This is a genomic window from Terribacillus saccharophilus, from assembly GCF_002272745.1.
GTDB lineage: Bacteria > Bacillota > Bacilli > Bacillales > Amphibacillaceae > Terribacillus > Terribacillus saccharophilus_B.
The window spans coordinates 311,005-331,578 of record NZ_NPBD01000002.1 but is presented as its reverse complement, the minus strand read 5'-3'; the positions used below and the strand labels follow the sequence as shown (position 1 = coordinate 331,578).

The 20,574-nt window shown below is 43.2% G+C and carries 18 protein-coding genes; 3 read left to right on the top strand and 15 right to left on the bottom strand.

All coding sequences use genetic code 11. From position 1 onward, the window contains the following. Positions 1–72 precede the first annotated feature (72 nt). Positions 73–828, top strand: a complete 756-nt coding sequence (locus CHH58_RS03485) for a hypothetical protein (RefSeq protein ID WP_095262169.1) — start codon at positions 73–75, stop codon at positions 826–828. Positions 829–905: 77 nt separating this feature from the next. Further along, positions 906–1,421, top strand: a complete 516-nt coding sequence (locus CHH58_RS03480; protein WP_095262168.1) for a DUF6141 family protein — start codon at positions 906–908, stop codon at positions 1,419–1,421. Between the two features lie 39 nt (positions 1,422–1,460). On the opposite strand, the gene CHH58_RS03475 is transcribed toward CHH58_RS03480, so the two are convergent. From CHH58_RS03475 to CHH58_RS03445, 7 genes are all read right to left on the bottom strand, one after another. After that, positions 1,461–1,862, bottom strand: a complete 402-nt coding sequence (locus CHH58_RS03475) for a PH domain-containing protein (protein ID WP_249275046.1) — start codon at positions 1,860–1,862, stop codon at positions 1,461–1,463. A gap of 251 nt (positions 1,863–2,113) precedes the next feature. Further along, positions 2,114–2,509, bottom strand: coding sequence for a VOC family protein (locus tag CHH58_RS03470; protein ID WP_095230325.1), 396 nt, complete (start codon positions 2,507–2,509; stop codon positions 2,114–2,116). 242 nt (positions 2,510–2,751) lie between these two features. Further along, positions 2,752–4,254 carry an FAD-dependent oxidoreductase gene (locus CHH58_RS03465; RefSeq protein WP_095230323.1) on the bottom strand — a complete coding sequence of 501 codons (1,503 nt, stop codon included), beginning with the start codon at positions 4,252–4,254 and terminating at the stop codon, positions 2,752–2,754. A gap of 59 nt (positions 4,255–4,313) precedes the next feature. Beyond that, the gene (locus tag CHH58_RS03460; RefSeq protein WP_170937508.1) at positions 4,314–7,877 is read right to left on the bottom strand and encodes a dynamin family protein; all 3,564 of its coding nucleotides are present in this window, start codon (positions 7,875–7,877) and stop codon (positions 4,314–4,316) included. Positions 7,878–7,966: 89 nt separating this feature from the next. Beyond that, the gene (locus CHH58_RS03455; protein WP_095262016.1) at positions 7,967–9,013 is read right to left on the bottom strand and encodes a C45 family autoproteolytic acyltransferase/hydolase; all 1,047 of its coding nucleotides are present in this window, start codon (positions 9,011–9,013) and stop codon (positions 7,967–7,969) included. A 73-nt stretch (positions 9,014–9,086) separates the two neighbouring features. Further along, positions 9,087–9,356 (bottom strand): hypothetical protein, encoded by a 270-nt coding sequence (locus CHH58_RS03450; protein ID WP_095230317.1) that lies wholly within the window; start codon positions 9,354–9,356, stop codon positions 9,087–9,089. Positions 9,357–9,656: 300 nt separating this feature from the next. Next, entirely contained in the window at positions 9,657–9,749 is a 93-nt protein-coding gene (locus tag CHH58_RS03445; protein WP_095230315.1) for a YjcZ family sporulation protein, read from the bottom strand. A 383-nt stretch (positions 9,750–10,132) separates the two neighbouring features. On the opposite strand from CHH58_RS03445, the gene CHH58_RS03440 reads away from it, so the two are divergent. Beyond that, entirely contained in the window at positions 10,133–10,234 is a 102-nt protein-coding gene (locus tag CHH58_RS03440; RefSeq protein ID WP_095230313.1) for a YjcZ family sporulation protein, read from the top strand. Positions 10,235–10,377: 143 nt separating this feature from the next. Here the strand turns inward: CHH58_RS03440 and CHH58_RS03435 are convergent, their stop codons facing one another. The 8 genes from CHH58_RS03435 to CHH58_RS03400 all read right to left on the bottom strand — a co-directional run bounded on the left by CHH58_RS03435 (position 10,378) and on the right by CHH58_RS03400 (position 20,567). Then, positions 10,378–11,013: a PepSY domain-containing protein gene (locus CHH58_RS03435; protein WP_095232665.1), complete on the bottom strand. Its 636-nt coding sequence runs from the start codon at positions 11,011–11,013 to the stop codon at positions 10,378–10,380. Between the two features lie 88 nt (positions 11,014–11,101). Beyond that, positions 11,102–12,439: a sensor histidine kinase gene (locus CHH58_RS03430; protein ID WP_095230310.1), complete on the bottom strand. Its 1,338-nt coding sequence runs from the start codon at positions 12,437–12,439 to the stop codon at positions 11,102–11,104. Further along, on the bottom strand, positions 12,436–13,134 hold the full coding sequence (locus CHH58_RS03425) for a response regulator transcription factor (protein WP_095230308.1): 699 nt from the start codon (positions 13,132–13,134) through the stop codon (positions 12,436–12,438). The genes CHH58_RS03430 and CHH58_RS03425 overlap by 4 nt, the downstream gene beginning before the upstream one ends. An 18-nt stretch (positions 13,135–13,152) precedes the next feature. After that, a complete protein-coding gene (locus tag CHH58_RS03420) occupies positions 13,153–13,617 on the bottom strand; it encodes a flavin reductase family protein (RefSeq protein ID WP_095230306.1) in 465 nt (154 codons plus the stop codon). 158 nt (positions 13,618–13,775) lie between these two features. Beyond that, a complete protein-coding gene (gene parC / locus CHH58_RS03415) occupies positions 13,776–16,217 on the bottom strand; it encodes a DNA topoisomerase IV subunit A (protein WP_095262015.1) in 2,442 nt (813 codons plus the stop codon). Positions 16,218–16,229: 12 nt separating this feature from the next. Next, entirely contained in the window at positions 16,230–18,182 is a 1,953-nt protein-coding gene (gene parE / locus CHH58_RS03410; protein ID WP_095262167.1) for a DNA topoisomerase IV subunit B, read from the bottom strand. A 450-nt stretch (positions 18,183–18,632) separates the two neighbouring features. Next, the gene (locus CHH58_RS03405) at positions 18,633–20,057 is read right to left on the bottom strand and encodes a protein adenylyltransferase SelO (RefSeq protein WP_095232663.1); all 1,425 of its coding nucleotides are present in this window, start codon (positions 20,055–20,057) and stop codon (positions 18,633–18,635) included. Positions 20,058–20,138: 81 nt separating this feature from the next. After that, positions 20,139–20,567 (bottom strand): CoA-binding protein, encoded by a 429-nt coding sequence (locus CHH58_RS03400; protein WP_095230300.1) that lies wholly within the window; start codon positions 20,565–20,567, stop codon positions 20,139–20,141. Positions 20,568–20,574 lie beyond the last annotated feature (7 nt).

Here is a 20,574-nt window from a genome sequence, read left to right as displayed (position 1 = left end):
TCATACCATTTCTTCCTTTATTTGTAACGTGAGCCGAGGTACAATATGAATGGAAAAGAAAGGAATGATCGTATGAACAAGCTAAGTAAGATTTCTTATTTGCTTGCTGTACTGCTATTGCTTGTACTAGTACTTGCTGGCTGTACAAGCAGTATCAACGAAGAATCAAAAGAAGCTTTCTCAGAAACTTCCGCTGCATCAGCATCTGATCGGCTAAATGAAGAAGCTGAAGAAAATAAACAACCAGACAAAACTGACGATAATTCGGAGTCTGTGGGAGAATTATCTGCGTCTGCATCTAACATATCAGAAGAAACACCTCCAGATGTGCCTGAAACGGAAGAACCTAATCAGTCTTCTGAGGAGACAACAACTAGTAATGATTCACCTGATACTTATGTAAGTGAAGAAGATGATCCATTGGCTGGATATTCCACTGAGGAAGTCGAATACGCACGAGTATGGCTGCAGCTCGGCCCAAATCAGCAGATTGATGGGTTGTACGTACGGCAAATACCAGCGGGCACAACTCTAGAGCCAGATTATTTTCCCATTGTCAGCTATCCTGAAGATGTCGTTCAGCTGAGTGGTTCCCGCATAGTGGATGGATCTGTAACATATAGCAGTAATGGAGATGGTTCGATTAATGTGTACAACGTTCCATTGCCAGGACGTTGGTATGGTGGTTCACCCACTCCTCCAGAAGGTTTGGATGAAGAAACAATGAGAGAAGAATTAGAAGACATCATTAATAATACGGAGCTTGTTTACGTTAATCCTGGAAACGATGAGGCAGTCAATAAGATCATTGAGCTAATAAGTAAATAATTAGCTTTACCAATAGAGGGCTGCTATTTGAACAGCCCTCTATTCAAGCTTCTAGATATTCTAAAGGGGTGATTAAGATAGATGCAAACAATGTCATCTACAGAGAAGTCCAAAAGCCCAGGCAACCTTTACTTTGGGTTATAGTACTATCTGTTGCTGCATTAATGTGGTACGGCCTTATTCGGCAAGTTGTTTTAGGATTTCCTGTTGGTAATAATCCTGCTTCAGATGCTGTTTTAATATTGTTTTGGATTATCTTTGGAATCGCATTTCCTCTTATCATGCTTAAATGGACAAAGCTGATTGTCGAAGTGCGTGAGGACGGTCTTTACATTCGCTTTACGCCTTTCCATTTACATTATAAGAAGTTTTTATATAAGGACATCAAACATTATAAAACTATCAACTACAGTCCATTAAAGCGTTTTGGCGGCTGGGGTTTTCGTGTGAATTTCAAAGGAGAAACGGGTTATATAATGAGCGGGAAACAAGGGATAGAGTTGACTTTAAAATATGAAACAGTAGTGATCAGCACTATTAAACCGGAGAAAATTATAAAGGGAATGGACGCTTTTCAAAATGATGACTTATAAAAGTTGCTTACTTTGATTGTTTAAAGTTTAAAGTAAAAACTAGCATTTTTCTCGAATTTGCATGTTCGGACACCGCTTTTTTAACTCATCGATAAATTCGCTTTTACACACTGGCGAAATCGTTACACTGCCCCAGAAAGCCTTTTTGGAGTAAATCTCGATTGCGTCCCTCGATGACAGTATTCTATATCCTGAGAAAATATCATTCGAAGAAGTAACCTTTGTAACCTCCTCGTAGATAATACGGCTTTTGAATGGCCCACCTTGAACTAATAAGAAGTCTTGATTGAAAATATATTTAATTGAAAAAGCTGACCATAAAATTATTCCTGTAGGAATTATAAATGTACATAGTAATACAAGAAACGGATACCAGTCTGTTTTGGTAAAAAAGAAGAGTGGCCAAAATGAGGCTAAACCCAGTAAAAGAATTACAATCATGATAAAATTAATGAAAAAGGCATCTATCTTCGAATGATATACCATCTAAATCACCTCACTTTTATAACACTATATACGATTTCTGTTCTACAAGGTTTCACATAAGAAAAAAACTGCCGGGAATACCCCGCAGCAGCTCAACAATTCTCCCTTATTCTCTATCCAGTGACTATACCTCTAAGGCTTCTGCTGACCTAATCTCCCCGGCCCATCTTTATATAGGTACGTCGCTCCCAACTGATTGTATAATCTTATGGAAGATTCAGCTGCCATGATACTCCGAATTTATCATCCGTCCAGCCAAATTTCTTACTAAATCCATAATTACCCAGCGGCATACGTTCAATTCCATCCTCATTCAGTTTCTTATAAAGATCATCAAGTTCCTTTTCAGTTTCACAAGTAACGTAGATAGAGAAAGAAGGTGTAAAGGAAAACTGATGTGTTACATTACTGTCAATACACATAAATTCTTGACCTTTTAAGGAGAAAGTAGCCAGCATCACAGTTCCTTCATCTCCAGCTTCATTCGCTCCATATCGAGTAATACTTTTAATTTCTGAATCCTCTAAGAGTGATATGTAGTGATTCATCGCTTCTTCTGCTTTACCATCTTGGAACATTAAGAACGGTGTAACTTTTTTCATTAAAATTACCTCACTTTAATTATTCTTTCATTTCAAAAGTTAGCTCTCTTTGATCGTTAAACATGACATTTCCTATGTCAGAACCTTCAGGAAATCCTGTTACAGCATTATAATATCTTCTGCATTACATCAATTGATTCCTTTAGACTTGGATTACATTTATTAATAATGGAATGGACTTTTCACGCCAAAAAACTTTAAGCAGAAAAAGCCGCCGGGAACCACCCAGCAGCTTTCTCCACTTAATCTCTATCCAATGCCCGCAACGCAGGACCCTCAACAACTTCTCCAACAGCTGTAAATCTTGATCCATGACAGGAGCAATCCCATGTATGATCTGCGTTATTCCAGGAAACTGGACAGCCGTTATGCGTACAGGAAGCACTCATTTCATGCAGCTCTCCCTTTTCATCCCGATAATAAGCCATCGTCTGACCATTTTTCTCGAGAATGGCACCCTTTCCGTTTGGGAGATCATCTGGTTTTACAACAGTTTCATTACTGATGCGCTTCACATCATCCTCACCCATACTGACAGCTTCTGCTTCTTCCATCTCTCGGCCAATTTTATATAGGTCTGCAAATTCATTGTCTTTACCTTCAATGAGATCCGCGAGTAAGGTAGCAGCAGCAACACCATTGGACAAGCCCCATTTGCCAAAGCCAGTTGCTGTGTAAATTCCCGGCGCCTCGTCACTCACTTTCCCTACGAATGGGAGCTGATCGGTTGTCAGCAGATCGTGGCTGGACCAGTGTTCGTAAAGTTCCTCGACTCCGAATTGCTCTTCAGCAAATTGATAGATTCGTTCGTATCGATCAAGCACAGAAGAACCATCACCCGTCACATGGGACTCTCCGCCAACAAGCACATAATGATCGTCGCCCTTTTTTAAGCTGCGGATGGAGCGTTTTGGCGACTCAAGACTGATGTACATGCCTTCAGGGTAAGGTTTCTTGGACTTGATGGCGATTCCATAAGAATTCTTTGGATTCATATTAGAAGAGAAATATTGATTCTCCACTTGCACTGGAAAATGCGTTGCACTGACAACATGATTCGCTGTAATGGTATGACCGTTCTCTGTATGGACGACAGGACGAGAATCCGTATCGAATGAGACAGCTAACGTCTGTTCGTAAATGCTTCCGCCTCGAAGCTCAATTTCTTTTAATAAGCCTATTAAGTATTTTACCGGATGGAACTGGGCTTGCTGACGCATTACAGCAGCTGCTTTGATGGGAATATCCAGTGGCATTGTATCTGCCATATAACCATCAATCTGGAGCTTCCGGTAGGCCTCAACTTCTTTCTCGATTGTTTCGACACCTTCGTCTAGCTGTGTATAGATATAAGCCTCCTGCTCTTCAAATTCACAATCGATTCCATGCTCAGCTGCTGTATCTTTCACATAATTGATCGCCTGCAGATTTGCATGGAAGTATTGTTTCGCTGTTTCCTCTCCATAGCGTTCAATCAAGCCATGATAAATGATATCGTGCTGCGCGGTCAGCTTGCTTGTCGTATATCCGGTTGTACCAGAGATCAACTCACGACCTTCAATAAGAACAACGCTTCTGCCGCGCTTCGTGAGTTCGTATGCTGTCGTTATACCGGCGATTCCCGCACCAATGACTAATACATCCGTATCCAAATCTTTTTCTAAAGCTGGATAGGTTGGCATATCCGTTGAATTACGCCAGTAAGATGATGGTTTCTCTGAAAATAGCTTTTTTGTTTGCTCCATTACTGCATACCTCCTGGACTATTGCCTTTTGGTTATACAGTATCCTGGATTAGCACCGGTCAAACTTTTTCCGGTAAAAGGGCAGCGAAAGTTTTTACCGCTTGCTGAAGTTTCTGACGTGATGACGTGTCTGTCAAAGCTCGAAGCATACCAGTGTAATAACTTTCCAGCTGTCCAGCGGCATTCTTCTGAAGGCGCGCCTTCTCCGACTGCCAGATTTCTTCGTAATGGCTCTCCATAGCTGATGTATATACTTGCAGTATTTCAGCAAGAATTGGTTCCATCAGTTTAAGAAGTTCCTCTTTCAACTTCTCTTTTCCGTTTTCTTGGAAAAAGGCTTTTGGACCGCGATACAGTTTTAACAGTCGAGTAATTGAATCTTGTTCAAAATGGAACTGTTTTTTTGGCGGCGCTGTCTCTGGCAGTTTCTGTTCTGCAGGTGCTGCCAAGGATAACGCCTCGTTTACCGTTTGGACGGCTTGTTCCAATCCGCTCTTCCACCGTTCCATCTGCTCCCGTACTATTCGGTCCACGCGAATAGTGACTGCCCGGTATTCCTGTTCCAGCTGAATCTGGATTTGTCTAGCGAATTCAAGTATTTGCCGTGCTACTTCCTCTTTACCTGCTGCTCCACTGCTTTTGATTAGTGCTGGATTAAAGCATTGTTTAAACAAATCATTCGCTTCAAGCAGCTGTCTTTCTTTCACATAATGTAACTGCTTTTCGATACGCTGAATGATAGCTTGTTGAAACACTGGCTGTGTATATGTCCGTGCCTTTGCCAATATTTCATCCTGTTCCTGCTTATATTGACGTACTTTCTGCAATTTCGCATTTTCATCCAAATCCATTGCATTGCTATAAGTTTGCAGCTGTCCGTATTGCCTTTTCAATTCCTGCCTGGCACCCTGAATAATGACTTCTGTCAGCTCGTTACGGATGAAGCCATACAATTCTTCCTCCAGCTTGTTGAGTCCTGAATTCAGTTTCTGGGAAGTCTGTTTCTCCTCCAAGCCAAGTAAGCTGCTCAAAGCAAAAAGGCGTGGCTGTCTGATTTGGAAGTTTGCCAGGTTGTCTGCTACATAGGAGGTAACATAATGGACTTCTTCTTCATCCTTAGCCAAATCACTCGCATTTACGATAAAGAACATATTGTCTTTCTCTAAAGCCCCTTTTACTTTGCCCAGCTGCTGGAGTACTTGTTCATCCGCCTTCGAAAAAGCATGATTATAGTAAGTTACGAAAAGGATCGCATCAGCATGCTTCATAAATTGGAAAGTCACATCCGTATGACGGGCATTGACTGAATCTGCTCCTGGAGTGTCTATTAGTGTAACGCCTTGCTTAAGGAACTCATTATCCAAATAAACGGTTATCTGTTCGATAAAGCAGCTTATCGTCTCCTTCGTCACATAATCGCTGAACTCCCCAAACGGAATTGTCCCTTCTGTACCAAGATTGGCGTGTACAACATTGTACCCAGTTTGGACCGCCTGCAGAAACGCCTGATGTCTTTTATCCTTTACAAGATCAGCCGGGTTTTCAGATAAGAAATCTTGGAGAGTAAGCTGCTTTCCGCTCAAGCTTTCAATGTCAGCCTCGATATGCTGCCGGGATTTCCATTTGACTAGCACAGTCTGATGAGGATGATCTCTTGTTGCTTGCTTCAGCATATTGATTGATGCCGTAGTTGGATTCGGCGAAACCGGCAGTAAGCTATCACCAAGCAATGCATTGGCGAAGGAAGATTTACCAGCGCTGAAAGCTCCAAAAAGAACTAATGTGTAATCTTGATGTATTAGCTTTTCTTTTCTATTCTTGATATCTTCTATTGCTGATTGAAATCCTTCGACACCGCTGAGTGCAGAAGCTGCTGACTCTAGTTGTTGCGCCATCTCTTCTGGAGTCAGATTTACAAGTGAATGATGCTGCACAATTGGCTCTGCTTCACGTGCTTCCATTGTACTTTTTGTTACAGATTCTAATAGATCTATGCTTTCTTTAAACTCGTATCTATTCATCATAGCGTGTCTTGCTTGTTCGATAGTTTCTGGATTCGAATTACACTCGGTCTGGTGAATTTGATTTACGAGTCTCTCATAAGACTGCTGTAGCTGGTTGATTTCATTATCGATTTGTTCATTTTCAGCTGTTTTTCTTTTTTTCATTTTTTCTAGCTGTTCCGCTTGCTGGAAGGCATTTTGTGTCGTATGGATTGCAGCTTCTACCACTTGGAGGGCAGCTTTTTTGTAAGCCAGCTTGATATGATCCTCGACAGCAGCTGTGTAGACCAAAGTATACGTGCCATTTTTACTTGCTCCTGATTGGACATGCTGCTCCAGCAGGTTCGTTGGCAGCTCTACTGCAAAATCCTGTAATAGTACTTGTACGGATTCCGTATACAAATCATGCTTCCTAGCCCAGCCGCCAAGCTTATCACGAAGCCGCCAAACCAACTGCTTTTCGATTTGCTGATATATCAGCTCCTCTGTCCTAGCCCGGCGCTGTTCCCGTTCTTCTGCTGTCTTTCGTTTACTCCCAAACAAACCTACTTTAAAGTCCGGAAAAGTGGATTCTAAATAGACTTCTGCTACTTCACGCACTTCAAAAGGCATCAGATTTGCGTTTTTTAAAGTCTGCTGAATAGTCTCGCGCCCGTCTTCTTTTGCAGTTTTTTGTTTCTCTCGCCAATTGCTGGCCGCATCCGCAGCAGTATGGTCCAATTGATGACGCTGCTCCAACAATGCTGCTTCCTTCTCCTCTAATTCTTGTTTCATATCCTGCAAATAATAAGCAATAAGGCGCTGCTTTCCTCGCTCCAATCCTGCTTTATGTAACCGTTCCTTATCAGCAAGCAGCATTTGCATCTTTTCTTTCACAGCACACAGCTGATTATGCTCGTGGTCTTGTTCTTTCAATGTCGTATAATATACAGCTTCAGGTGTGATATTCCACTGTTCAAATACGTTCGTGACCCCTGTTTGGAAATCGGTCAAAGAGAGTTCTTCTTCCCGATGCTTGTCAATTTGATTGATAATCAGATAAAATGGCTGTTTCTGTTCAGAAAGCTGCTGTAAAAACAACAGGTTCACTTCCGACTGTACATGATTGTAATCCGTCACATAAAACATACTGTCCACAAGATGCAGTGCTGACTCCGTCATCAAACGGTCCGCATCATCACTTGCGTCTATACCAGGTGTATCCATCAAAGCGATTTTGTCTGGGAGTACGGTCTGTTCATCTTGTATTTCAATTCTGCGAATATCTTTATTACGACAATATGTATCCAATGTTTCCCTTCGGTACGGAGCTGGAAGTTCATATTTCGTTTCATCCGCTCCATAAGCGAACACTTTCGGCCGACCGTGCTGAATGGTAACGATATTTGCACTCGTCGGAATAGGACTGGCTGGAAGTACTTGGTCACCAAGCAGTGCATTAATAAGCGAGCTTTTTCCGGCAGAGAAATGCCCTGTGAAGCAGATAAAGGCAGTTCCGTTCTCGGCTTTATCCACTAAATCAAGCGCTTTTTTACTATATTGTGATGCGTTTTCTGTTTCGAAATATTGATATAATGCTGACAGACTGAACAATTCCGTTGTTTCCGCTGTTCGCCGCATAGATGATCCCTCCTCGTATGTATGCGCATTCATATTTTTTATTATAAAACAGGAAAACCGCACTTACCATTGTAAATGCGGTTTTCTTCTTATTCTCCCATATAAGGAATGCGAACATCAGTGTCCAAAGCACCTGTGAACTGGCTGAATGACAGTTCTTCACCCTTGATCCAGCTGCCGAAATCGACTTCGGCCGGCTGCTGATTACCGATAGCAAATCCCATTTTCAATTCCTTTGGTTTGTAAACAGAGGTATGGATTGTTCCTCCCCAATTGCGATACTGATCTGAGAAAACATCATGTTTTGGATCGTTCAAGATACGAAAACCCTCAGTTGCATCAATATTCTCTTTGTAATGCTTCTGAATGTTATCAAATCGTCGTTTACTGTCGACAAGATGATGGCGATTCTCTTTTGTCAGTACGTCAAAGTGGTTCGTACTAAAGCTAGCTTCTCTAACTGCGGTACCACGCGGGCTTCCTTCTACAACTCGACGGACGCCGGCTGCATCATTGATCACATAGTTGAAGGAGTGGCGATGCGGCATTTCTGTTAGCTTTTCGACTGCTTCTTCTGTCGTCGAACATGTTTCCAGAACGATCCGCGAAAGCATATTACATATAAAACCTTCCTGCGGGAATCTTTGATGCACAAAGTTATAGCCAATGGTCAGGCCTTTTTCATTCATGCCATCTATACGTCCGAGAATTCGCTGAGTAGGGCCGATTGTAGCAAAATACTCTTGTTCCGATGGCTGGTATAAAAGGAAACGACCTTCATATGTTTTCGGATGATAATCATAATTACGTGCAAGAAAGTCATTTCCCGTGACGATCGAACAGCCTGAGTTGATTCTCCATTCCTGCTGAAATCCGCTGTAATCCATAAGCGTTTCCTCGATGGAAAGGCCAAGTGCATCACTTAGTCCAGTAAGCTCCTCATAAATGCCAGGATGATAGCTCCGGAACATACGGAAAGCATCTGCTGGATCAACTGTGAAACGGCGGCGATTCCGCTCTTTTTGTTTTTGCTGATATGCATATAACGGTGTATTTTTCAGGCGTTCTCCTTGCATGACGCCGAATTCATAATGTGATCCACGGTAAGTGAGAACATTGGAATATATCTGTTTCATAGGCGGACCCTTCTTTTCTTGTTAGTATCCTCCTATTATCCAATACGATGCAGGAACGAGGGAAATGATATGCTTATCGTGATTCAATCTCACACGCTGTTAGCTCAGGAGGATATGATTCAAGAATGTTCGTATATGTAACTGTAATTTCCTCTCCATTTTTTATAGTGTCAGGTATTGCAGCTTCGTTTAGTATGTAACGTGTATGTTCAGTCTTGGGAATGATATATTGTTTATCTTCCGTAATATCCAAATACCCAGTCATTTTTTGCTGGCATTCATTTGACATAGGCTTGTGATTACTGCAGCCATTTATCAATACGACAAGAATTAGTAACCCCATGAGCCACCTCATTTAGGTTTTACCAAACCGTTTCGGTGAGTAACCTGAACTGCACCACTCTCCATTCAAGGCAAATAAACCAATAGAAAGCCACTCCAAAGAAAACTCCTCCCACTCCTCAAAATTGTTATTTCGGTCAAAGCTATAATTAATATTGCTGTATTTAACCAATATATTTAATTTCACTGATGAGATAACTATACTTCATTTTATATGTATGATAAGTTAAGGGCTAATGTAAGCTTTTATAAAATTACATAAAAATGAGACTGCATAGATTTGCAGTCTCATTTATTTAGTTCAGCACCATGCTGCTCCAACGATAATAAGCAAAATGAACAAAACAACGATAAGCGCAAAACCTGCGCCGTAACTGTGCCCTCCGTCGCTCATGAAAACACCTCCATATATTATATGTGTAGTATATGAATAGTTCTAAACCCTTGTATGGTTATTAACCCATTTGAGCTAAAGGATTCGGAGGAACTATTCAAATAAAAAAGCAGCTGATTAGGCAAACCTTTTTATTTGAAATAGCACCTGGGTAGCGGAAGCCTTGCATTAACACGCAAGTTAAATGGTGTCCTTACATGATATGTACATAGGATAGATAATGTTATAGGTATTCGCCAATTAGTACATAGAATAGCGAAACAGTTAAGGGTGTCTCATTTGAAAATGGGTTGTTCCAATCTTATTAACCTCAGAATAATACCCAATCAGCAACAACAGACAAACATAAAATATATCATCCTTGAACAATAGGAGGTGTTTTTATGGGACATGGAACAGGCTTTGCGTTAATCGTTGTATTGTTCATCCTTTTGATCATTGTCGGTGCATCTGGCAAGGGTTACGGCGGCGGCAGCAGCTACTAATTTAATTGTTTTTCTCTAATAAGGCAGACAGGTCAAACGGCCTGTCTCCAACTTTAATTCCTAAACCTACCTTTATTTGTACAAGATCCCCTTTTAACAAAATACATAAAAAAGACAACAAAAAGAAGCAGCTGCTCGCTGCTTCAATCTTCTTCACTATCATATGCGATGGTTATAATCTCTCCAGATTGTGCATTGATGACAACTTCGGCTTCATCGTCAGCTGTTTTAAGTTCTAGCTCATAAACTGGAAGTCCGTCTTCTTCATCAAACTCCACATCAGTTACACTGCCGCCTACTTCGTCTGTCGCAATTTTGATTGCTTCGTCCATCGTGATTTTCACTTCAGCCTGTGAAGCCTGCTTCTGTGAAGGAGCTGTCTGCTCTTTATCTGATTGCTGCTGTTCGTCAGCAGATTGTTCGTTTTCACCCTGCTGTTGTTCATCACCAGATTCTTGACTCTGATCCTTACTATCTGTATTCGATGAAGTTATCTGTCTGCTGCTTTCTTTCAAACTGATTACTTCTCCGGTATTTCCGTTCAGCGTCAAATCATATAGCTTTTCACCGTTTTCCAAATCGATATCATATCTTGGCTCGTTTCCGCTGCGATCCAATTCGATTTCAGTTACAGTTGCATTATATTGTTTTTCCGCTTGCTGACGTGCCTGGTCAATCGTCATCTCCGGTTCTCCGGCTGAAGCCTGCATTTGATAAATACCAAACACAGCAACTACAAGCACGACGACTGCAGCGGGTATAATCCACTTTTTCTTCACATCTATCGCCTCCAGCTATTATCTATAGCCAGTATATAACTTTCTCATTAAAAGAATGGTAAGTACTTTATTAGAATTTCATGAGAAGTTAAATCGGCAGCCGTACAGTGAACGTCGATCCTTCACCTAGGACACTAGCCACATCGATCTTCCCATCGTGTAGTTCTACTAGCTGCTTGGCAATGGCCAGACCAAGGCCGCTGCCACCCTTCTCCCGGGTACGAGCTTTATCCACTCGGTAGAATCGATCAAATACGCGCCGCTGATCTTTATCATCTAGACCTTCCCCATAATCGGTGACACTCAGGATGGCTTCATTCCGTTCAGCTTTTACAGCAATTTCAATTAGCTCGTCACTGTATTTAATACTATTGCTTAGTAAAATATAGACAACCTGCTTCAGCATATTGCTATCTGCCATAACCATTAATCCACGCTCTTTGCGAACAGTGATTTCCCTTTGGTAAGCTGTTTCCATTGCTGCTGCACACGTTTCAGCTATACTGCCAAGATCGACAGATTCTTTTTGCAGCAATTCTGGATCATCTTTTGCCAAAATCAGCAGCTGATCGACTAAAGCCTGCATCCGTTCTGTCTCACTATGGATTGCTTGTACTGCTTCTTGCTGCACAACAGGATCATCGGCACCCCAGCGGTCCAACAGCTTACTGTAGCTTTTGATAATACTGATAGGCGTCTTCAATTCATGTGAAGCATCTGATACGAATTGCTGCTGCTTGGTAAAGTTTTCTTCCAGTTGATCGACCATTTCATTAAACGTTTCGCTCAATGCGTGCAATTCGTCATGACTTCTGTTTTCGGTTTCCATACGTTTCCACTTTCCGCTCTTGCGGATGGCCTGCATGGTCGAAGTCAAAGCCAGGATCGGACGGAGCAGGAAGCTGCCCAGCAATCTGCCACCTAATATAGCCGGAATCAAAATGATCAGTCCCGCTATTGTTAGACAATATTTCAGCACTTGCAGCGTTTGCTGCAGACTGACAAGCTCCTCTGCAACTTGCATCGAATAAATGCCATTATCCCGGATAACAGGAATCGATACCTCTGCATACCAGCTGCCATTGTGATAATACGTTTGATCCTGCTCCTGTGATGCGAACGCGAATGAAAGCTCCCGATACTTCTCCGCTCTCGTGATCATACCCTCACTTTGTCCGTCAGAGCCAATGAAGCGTACCATCCCTTCAGTTGGCAAATCTGCTTGAAACAAGCTTGTACGTGATGTATCCTTCCAATCGACGGTTGCAGCAGTCTCTGCCAAGGCACGCCCTTGTTCATGCAATCGATCAACACTATTATGCAAACTCACTTGCCTGAACAGGAAATAAATGGACATATTTACGATCAGCAACAGGATCACCAGTGAAACAATTATGTATAGTTGGATCCTTGTCCGCAGCTTCACTTTTCTTCATCCTTGATCGTATATCCGACACCTCTGACCGTCTTGATTAGCTTGCGCATTTCACCTGTATCGATCTTTTTCCGCAAATAGCGGATATACACATCGACTACATTCGTGTCTCCGGCATATTGGAAACCCCAGACTCTCTCCAGCAGCTGATCACGTGTCAAAACCTGCTTTTCGTGCTTCATGAGGAACAATAGCAAATCATATTCCCGCGGTGTCAGTTCTATTTCCTTTTTACCGCGGATGACAGTCCTTGTCTTTTCATCGAGCGTTAAATCACCCACCTGCAGTACAGGATCTTGTACTGCAGCAGCTGTAACGGTATGGCGAAGATGTGCACGTATGCGCGCCAATAACTCTTCAATTTCGAATGGCTTCGTCATATAGTCTGTCGCACCTAAATCAAAGCCGCTGACCTTATCAGGCACGGCATCTCTCGCAGTCAGCAGCATGACCGGTACATGCGCATCTTGCTTACGAATTCTCCGAAGCAGTTCCATTCCGCTCAATGACGGAAGCATCACATCAAGTAAGATGAGTTGATAGGAATTCGCATAAAATGCTTCTAATGCATCCAAACCATCGTATTTTACATCGACAGCAAAGCCCTCATGCTCCAGCTCAAGCTGCAGAAGCCTTGCCATTTTCTTTTCATCTTCCACTACAAGGATTGTCGTCGTCTGCTCCATAGGCCCTGCTCCCTTTCCTTATGTCGCTTTGATTTCTCGGTAGCTGCCCCCAAAATACAGTACAGGCTCACCGTCACACATCACCAAGTCTTTTACTTCTCCGATCAAGATAACATGGTCACCAGCTATCACTTTATCCACTACTTTACATGCTAGATTAACAAGAGCACCGTCAACAACTGGAACTTCTTGCAGCTTTGTGATCGGAACAGGATTCTCCTGCTCTTTCTGCTTGGCGAATACCATGCTGATATCTTTTTGGTCATCTTTTAAGATACTTACACCGAATGAAGGATTAGTTTGCAAAATATCATATAACGACGCTTTTTTATCAATTGATATGGCAATAAGTTTCGGTTCCAGTGATACTGACATAAAGGCGTTCACTGTCATCCCTTTTACCTCTCCCGCAACCTCGGTTGTAACAATTGTAATGCCTGTTGCAAATTTCCCCATTGCATCTCTAAACGTTCGATTATCCATTCTGCTCCCCCGTTCATTTTGCTATACGTAAAACTATACCATGTAAAATGCGTCGCCTGTCAATTATTCTATCCTAGCAAAGTCCGTCTTGTGCAGCAAAAAAAAGAAAAAGAGAGGCTATCAGCCTCTCTAGTTTACATAATAATATTATCGTTCACTTAAGATTTATCATGTGGAAATACAATGTCGTATATGGCTTCCGGATACGTGGCGATAATTTCTCCGTGCTTATCTGTATCCAAAACATAAGAACCATTGCTGTAACGGTCATTTGCATTCAAGTTCATCGGCTCGAGAATATGATCCTGCTTATCCTTCGTTTCCATATGAATTGTTGAAGCTTGCTCCAATACGTAGAAACCAACAATTCGATGCGGATTCTTTTTCAGCTCACGAAGCATAACAACACCACGTTTTGCTCTGCCAGATGGTTCAAATTCCTTCAATTTCATCCGTTTTGCCGAACCTCTATGTGTGATGACAACAACACTTGGCGAATGTTTCAATTCGAATGCCTGGGCACCGACAATATACTCGCCTTCTTTCAGCTGCATACCTTTGACGCCTGCTGCACGTATCCCGATCGGGCTGACTTCTTCTTCAGTAAACCATAAACCATATCCTGAATTAGTTGCCATGAACAGCTGCTTGTTTCCATCTGTCAGGGATACATGACAAACTTCGTCGCCCGCTTTCAGATTGATGGCGGTTAATGATTTATTAGCTCGTGTTGCTTCATAAAGCTGAAGCTCACTTCGTTTCACAGAACCATTTTTTGTGAAGAAAACAAGGTAACCGCCCTGTTTGAAATCACGTACTGGAATGCTGGCAATTACTTTCTCATCCTTATCCATGCTCACGATATTGGCTAAATGCTGTCCTTGATCCTTCCAGCGGATATCCGGCAGCTCATGTACAGGCATGAAACTGAACTTCCCTTTATTCGTGAAGACGAGAAGCTTATCAGTCGTATTGATTTCCTGCATACCGATCAAATGATCTTCTTCCTTGATCGCCAGGTCCTCCCCATTGGAGGCTTGATAGGAACGAAGGCTTGTCCGTTTGATATACCCGTCATGCGTAACAGTGACGAGAACTTCCTCTGATGCAACCATTACTTCCAGATTGATTTTCAGCTCTTCGATTTCATCCTCGATCTGTGAACGTCGATCTGTATGATAAGTTTTCTTGATTGTTCGAAGATCTTGCTTGATTACTTTTAGCAATGTCTTTTCGTTCTTCAGAATATCCTCAAGCTTCTGAATCTGTTCATCCAGCTCCTGTGCTTCACGCTGCAGAGCTGTAATGTCAGTGTTCGTCAGACGATATAGCTGCAAGTTTACAATTGCCTCTGCCTGTGCTTCCGTGAAGCCGTAAGCAGCCTCGATCCGCTGCTTTGCATCAGCTTTGTCCTTGGATGCACGGATGGTTGCAATCAATTCGTCAAGAATGGAAATCGCTTTGATCAATCCCTCAACGATATGCTTGCGGTCCTTCGCTTTCTGCAAAGCATATGCAGATTGTCGCGTGACGACTTCTTTTTGGTGGCCGATATAGGCATCAAGCAGGCTCGCCAATCCTAACAGCTTCGGCGTTCTATCCTTGATTGCCACCATATTGAAGTTATATGAGATCTGCAAATCAGTATTTTTGTATAGATAATGAAGGATACCTTGAGCATCAGCTTCTTTTTTGAGTTCAACTACGATTCGCATTCCGGTACGGTCCGTTTCGTCCCGAACCTCGGCGACACCCTCGACTTTGCGGTCCAGACGCAGCTCGTCCATCCGCTTGACGAGATTCGCTTTATTCACTTCAAAAGGAATTTCATCGATGACAATTTGTTGTTTACCACCTTTAAGGTCCTCAATGCTCGTTTTTCCGCGAACGATGATTTTGCCTTTACCGGTTTCATACGCTTTCTTGATTCCATCTACACCCTGAATAATACCGCCTGTAGGGAAATCAGGACCTTTCATAACGGTCATCAATTCTTCTACTGTTGCATTCGGCTTTTCCATGCGCATGATAACAGCATCAATTACCTCGCCAAGATGATGCGGCGGGATTTCTGTCGCATAACCAGCGGAAATCCCAGTTGATCCATTCACGAGCAAGTTAGGGAACTTAGCAGGAAGAACAGTAGGTTCCGCGTTCGTATCATCAAAGTTCGGAACAAAGTCGACTGTTTCCTTATCGATGTCCCGCAGCAATTCAGATGCAATGCTGGACAGCCTTGTTTCTGTATAACGCATCGCAGCCGGCGGGTCACCATCGACACTTCCGTTATTCCCATGCATTTCAATAAGCACGTTACGAACTTTCCATGTTTGGCTGAGTCGGACCATCGCTTCATAAACCGAACTGTCTCCGTGCGGGTGGAAATTACCGATTACAGCACCGACAGTCTTGGCAGCCTTCCGAAACGGTTTATCATGTGTATTTCGCTCATCAAACATTGCGTATAAAATCCGGCGCTGCACTGGTTTCAAACCATCTCTGGCATCCGGCAGCGCCCGGTCTTGAATAATATATTTACTGTATCTGCCGAATCGGTCTCCGATGACTTCCTCCAATGGCAGATCCAAATAGTTTTCCAAAAGAAATCCCCCTTAGTTGTGCAGCTTGTCGTTTTCGAGGATATTCCCGTCTTCTTCCATACCGAAAGCGACATTACTCTCAATCCATTTACGTCGTGGTTCTACTTTGTCGCCCATTAGCGTCGTGATACGACGTTCAGCACGAGCAAAGTCCTCGATCGTTACACGGATGAGTGTACGAGTGGCAGGATCCATCGTCGTTTCCCAAAGCTGATCGGCATTCATTTCACCGAGTCCTTTGTAACGCTGGATCGTATAGCCATTTTTTAAATCCTGGACGATTTCACGCATCTCTTCATCGCTCCAGGCATAGCGGATCACTTCTTTTTTGCCTTTCCCCTTTGAAACCTTGTATAAAGGCGGCAGGGCAAGGAATACTTTGCCTGCTTCAATCAATTCCTTCATGTATCGGTAGAAGAAAGTGAGCAGCAGGATTTGTATATGTGCGCCATCTGTATCCGCATCAGTCATGATGACAACCTTGTCATACTGCACATCCTCTAAGGCAAATTCAGCTCCAACGCCAGCACCTATTGTATGGATGATTGTTGAGATTTCCTCATTTTTCATAACATCCTGCAATTTGGCTTTTTCGGTATTGATGACTTTACCGCGCAGTGGCAGGACAGCCTGAAACTTACGATCACGCCCCTGCTTGGCAGAACCACCGGCAGAATCACCCTCTACCAGATACAATTCATTTTTCTGCGGGTTGCGGGATTGAGCTGGTGTAAGCTTTCCGCTCAATAGCGTATCCTTGCGTTTCTTCTTTTTGCCACTGCGGGCATCTTCCCGAGCCTTTCGTGCAGCTTCGCGAGCTTCTTTAGCACGTATCGCTTTTTTGACGAGCATGATGGAGATGTCAGGATTTTCGGAAAGAAAATAAGAAAGCTTCTCCGACACGAGTGCATCGACTGCAGAACGCGCATCAGAAGTACCGAGCTTGCTCTTAGTCTGCCCCTCGAATTGAAGCAATGCTTCAGGTATTCGGACACTGACAATCGCTGTCAATCCTTCCCGGATATCTGTTCCTTCCAGATTCTTATCTTTTTCTTTTAATAAGTTATTACGACGAGCATACTCGTTGAATACACGTGTCATACCTGATTTAGCACCTGCTTCGTGGGTTCCGCCGTCCTTTGTCCGGACGTTGTTGACGAAGCTGAGCATTGTTTCGGTATAGCCGTCATTAAATTGGAATGCGAAGAAGACTTCAATATCTTGCTGTTCGCCTTCGAAGGCAACGACAGGATGGAGAGTGTCTTTCTCCTCATTCAAATAGTCGACAAAGGACTGGAGTCCATCCGGATAAAGATAGGTCTCTTCCTTATCGCTGCGCTTATCTACAATATGGAACGCCACTCCCTTGAGCAAGAAAGCAGCTTCGCGCAAACGCTCAGCAAGCGTGTCAAAATTGTAGCTAGTTACAGAGAACATGGATGAATCCGGCTTGAAATGGATGCTGGTCCCTGTTTTCTTGGTCTTCCCTTGTTTCACAAGTGAAGTGGCAGGTTTTCCGCCATTCTCAAACCGTTGGGTGTAAATATTGCCATCGCGGTGAATCATTACTTCGAGCCACTCGGAAAGAGCATTAACAACTGATGCACCAACACCGTGCAATCCTCCGCTTGTTGAATAGCCACCCTGACCGAATTTCCCGCCAGCATGCAGTACAGTGAAAATGACCTCAGGAGTAGGTCTGCCGGTAGCATGCATTCCAGTCGGCATCCCGCGGCCAAAGTCTTCAACAGAGATACTGTTGTCCTCATGAATAGTCACATTGATTTTGTCACCATGGCCTGCCAGTGCCTCATCCACACTATTATCGACAATTTCATAAACTAAATGATGCAGTCCTCGGCTATCTGTACTACCGATATACATGCCGGGACGCTTTCTGACCGCTTCAAGTCCTTCAAGCACTTGAATAGAGTCATCTGAGTAATGCGATGCTTGTTTTGCCAAAGCCACATCGGCTCCCTTCTTCGAACAAAAAACTGTTTCCAAGTCATTATTCCGTCAGTATCGCTGGAAAACGACAGTACGCTATGTTTATCATAACGCAAACATATGTTTGTGTAAACTAGCCCCCATGCTTAGCAGAGTCCAGTGTATGCCTAATTAAAAGTAGCAGAATAATGCCGGTCAATCAATCCACATTTTGGGATTTCACATATTTCCTCGTCTGCTAGAGGCGATTTTCGCTACATTTTCAGCCTTTTTGCATGCTTTCTTATAAAACTTACGAAAATATCTTCTAGTTCCAGATCAAAGCAGTGACGAATGATCTTTGATAAAATGACGATAAACTAAGTGATGTATCATTATGGCTTTGCAGCAAAAGCATTATGCACTATGTTATCTCTTATTCTTAACTTCCTATATATGTATACCTGCCAGGAGGCAGGCAGAATATCATGTTCCACAAAATGTCTGAAACGGTTCTTCTGGTTCTGGCGGGTCTTCTGTATATTTTGGATCGATTGACGCATCACCATAAGGATCAGAAACAATCTCACAAAGACGATTAAACAGCGTGTAATCGCCGCTTCCTGCAGCCTCTAATGCTTCTTCCACCAAGTGATTTCGGGGGATAACATTCGGATTAGAATGACGCATCATTTCACGTGCAGCTTCGATTCCTTCTGAACCAATCCGATTTTCCCAACGTTCTTTCCAGGAACGGAATCCTTCTGCTTGTTCCATTGAAGCTGTGTCCCCTGTTGTCAATGCGCGAAATGTATTCGTGTAATCCACTTCTGCTTGCTCCATCCACTCCAGCAAATCCTCAACGAGGGCTTCATCGCCATCTCTCACATTTACTATACCGATTTTCCGGTACATAATGTCAAGCCATGATTTTCTGTATAAACGCGGAAATTCATGTAAGATATCCTCGGCTTTCTTCACAGCTTTTTCTGGCACTTCATCGAAAAGTGGAAGCACTGCTTCTGCAAAACGAGCCAAGTTCCAGGCTGCAATCGGAGGCTGATTGGCGTATGCATAACGCCCTTGGAGATCGATTGAGCTGTATACGGTCATTGGTTCATACGTATCCAGGAAAGCACATGGCCCATAATCAATCGTTTCTCCGCTAATCGTCATATTGTCCGTATTCATCACCCCATGGATAAACCCTACACTAACCCACTTAGCAATCAGAGCAGCCTGCCGCTCCACAACTGCTTGGAAAAATAGCACATAGGTATCAGACTGATCTGCAATCTCTGGATAATGACGCTGGATGCTGTAATCTGCCAAAGCCTTCAGCTCAAGCTCTGAACAAAATCTTCTAGCATATTCGAACGTCCCAACGCGAATATGACTTGCAGCAATCCTGGTAAGTACTGCGCCGGACAATTCGGTTTCCCGGTAGATAGGTTCACCTGTTGCAACGACAGCCAAGCTGCGTGTTGTCGGGATACCAAGACCGTGCATCGCTTCACTGATCACATATTCCCGAAGCATCGGACCAAGTGCAGCACGACCGTCACCTCCTCTGGAATAAGGCGTACGTCCAGCGCCTTTAAGCTGGATATCCACTTTCTCCCCTGACTGGTTTTGCCATTCACCTAGAAGGATAGCCCGTCCGTCACCAAGCATTGTGAAATTGCCGAATTGATGACCTGCGTATGCTTGCGCGATCGGACTTGCTCCCTGAGGAAAAGTGCTGCCCGCCAACGTATCGAGTACACCTTCCTGTTTGATTCCTAGATGAGCTGCCAACTCATTGTTCCATTTCACCATCTTCGGTTCACTGACCGGGTTAGGTTCCATTTTGGTGTAAAAAGCTTCAGACAATGCTGCGTAGGAGCTATGCAATTTACCATCTAAGTCCATGTTTGTTCCTCCTTTTATCATCTGTATTAGTATACGCAAATGATACAAGAACCCCATCTACTAGGAGCAGATGGGGTAAAATCAATTGCGTGTAGGTCCGACAAGCACACTATGGGCGACCTTGATGCATAGATCCATCAAGACCGTAAAACCTTCCTGTTCTAAATAAGAGGCAGCTCCTTCATCATAGACACCTTGCTGGGACCAGAAGATACGGGTATTCGTCTTGCTCGCTTCTCTTGCCAAATCTGGCAGAAATTCTGACCGACGAAATACATTGATAATATCAATCTCATCAGGTACATCAGCCAAACTAGGATAAGCTTTTTCGCCAAGAACTTCGGTCACGTGCGGATTGACGGGGATAATCTTATAGCCAGCCTGCTGCATCGCCCGAGATACACCATAAGAGGTGCGGACCGGAGAATCGGACAACCCCACTACCGCAATCGTCTTCGCATTGATTAGTATGTCACGAATCTGTTGATTATCTGGATTCTGAAATGTCATTTTTCAT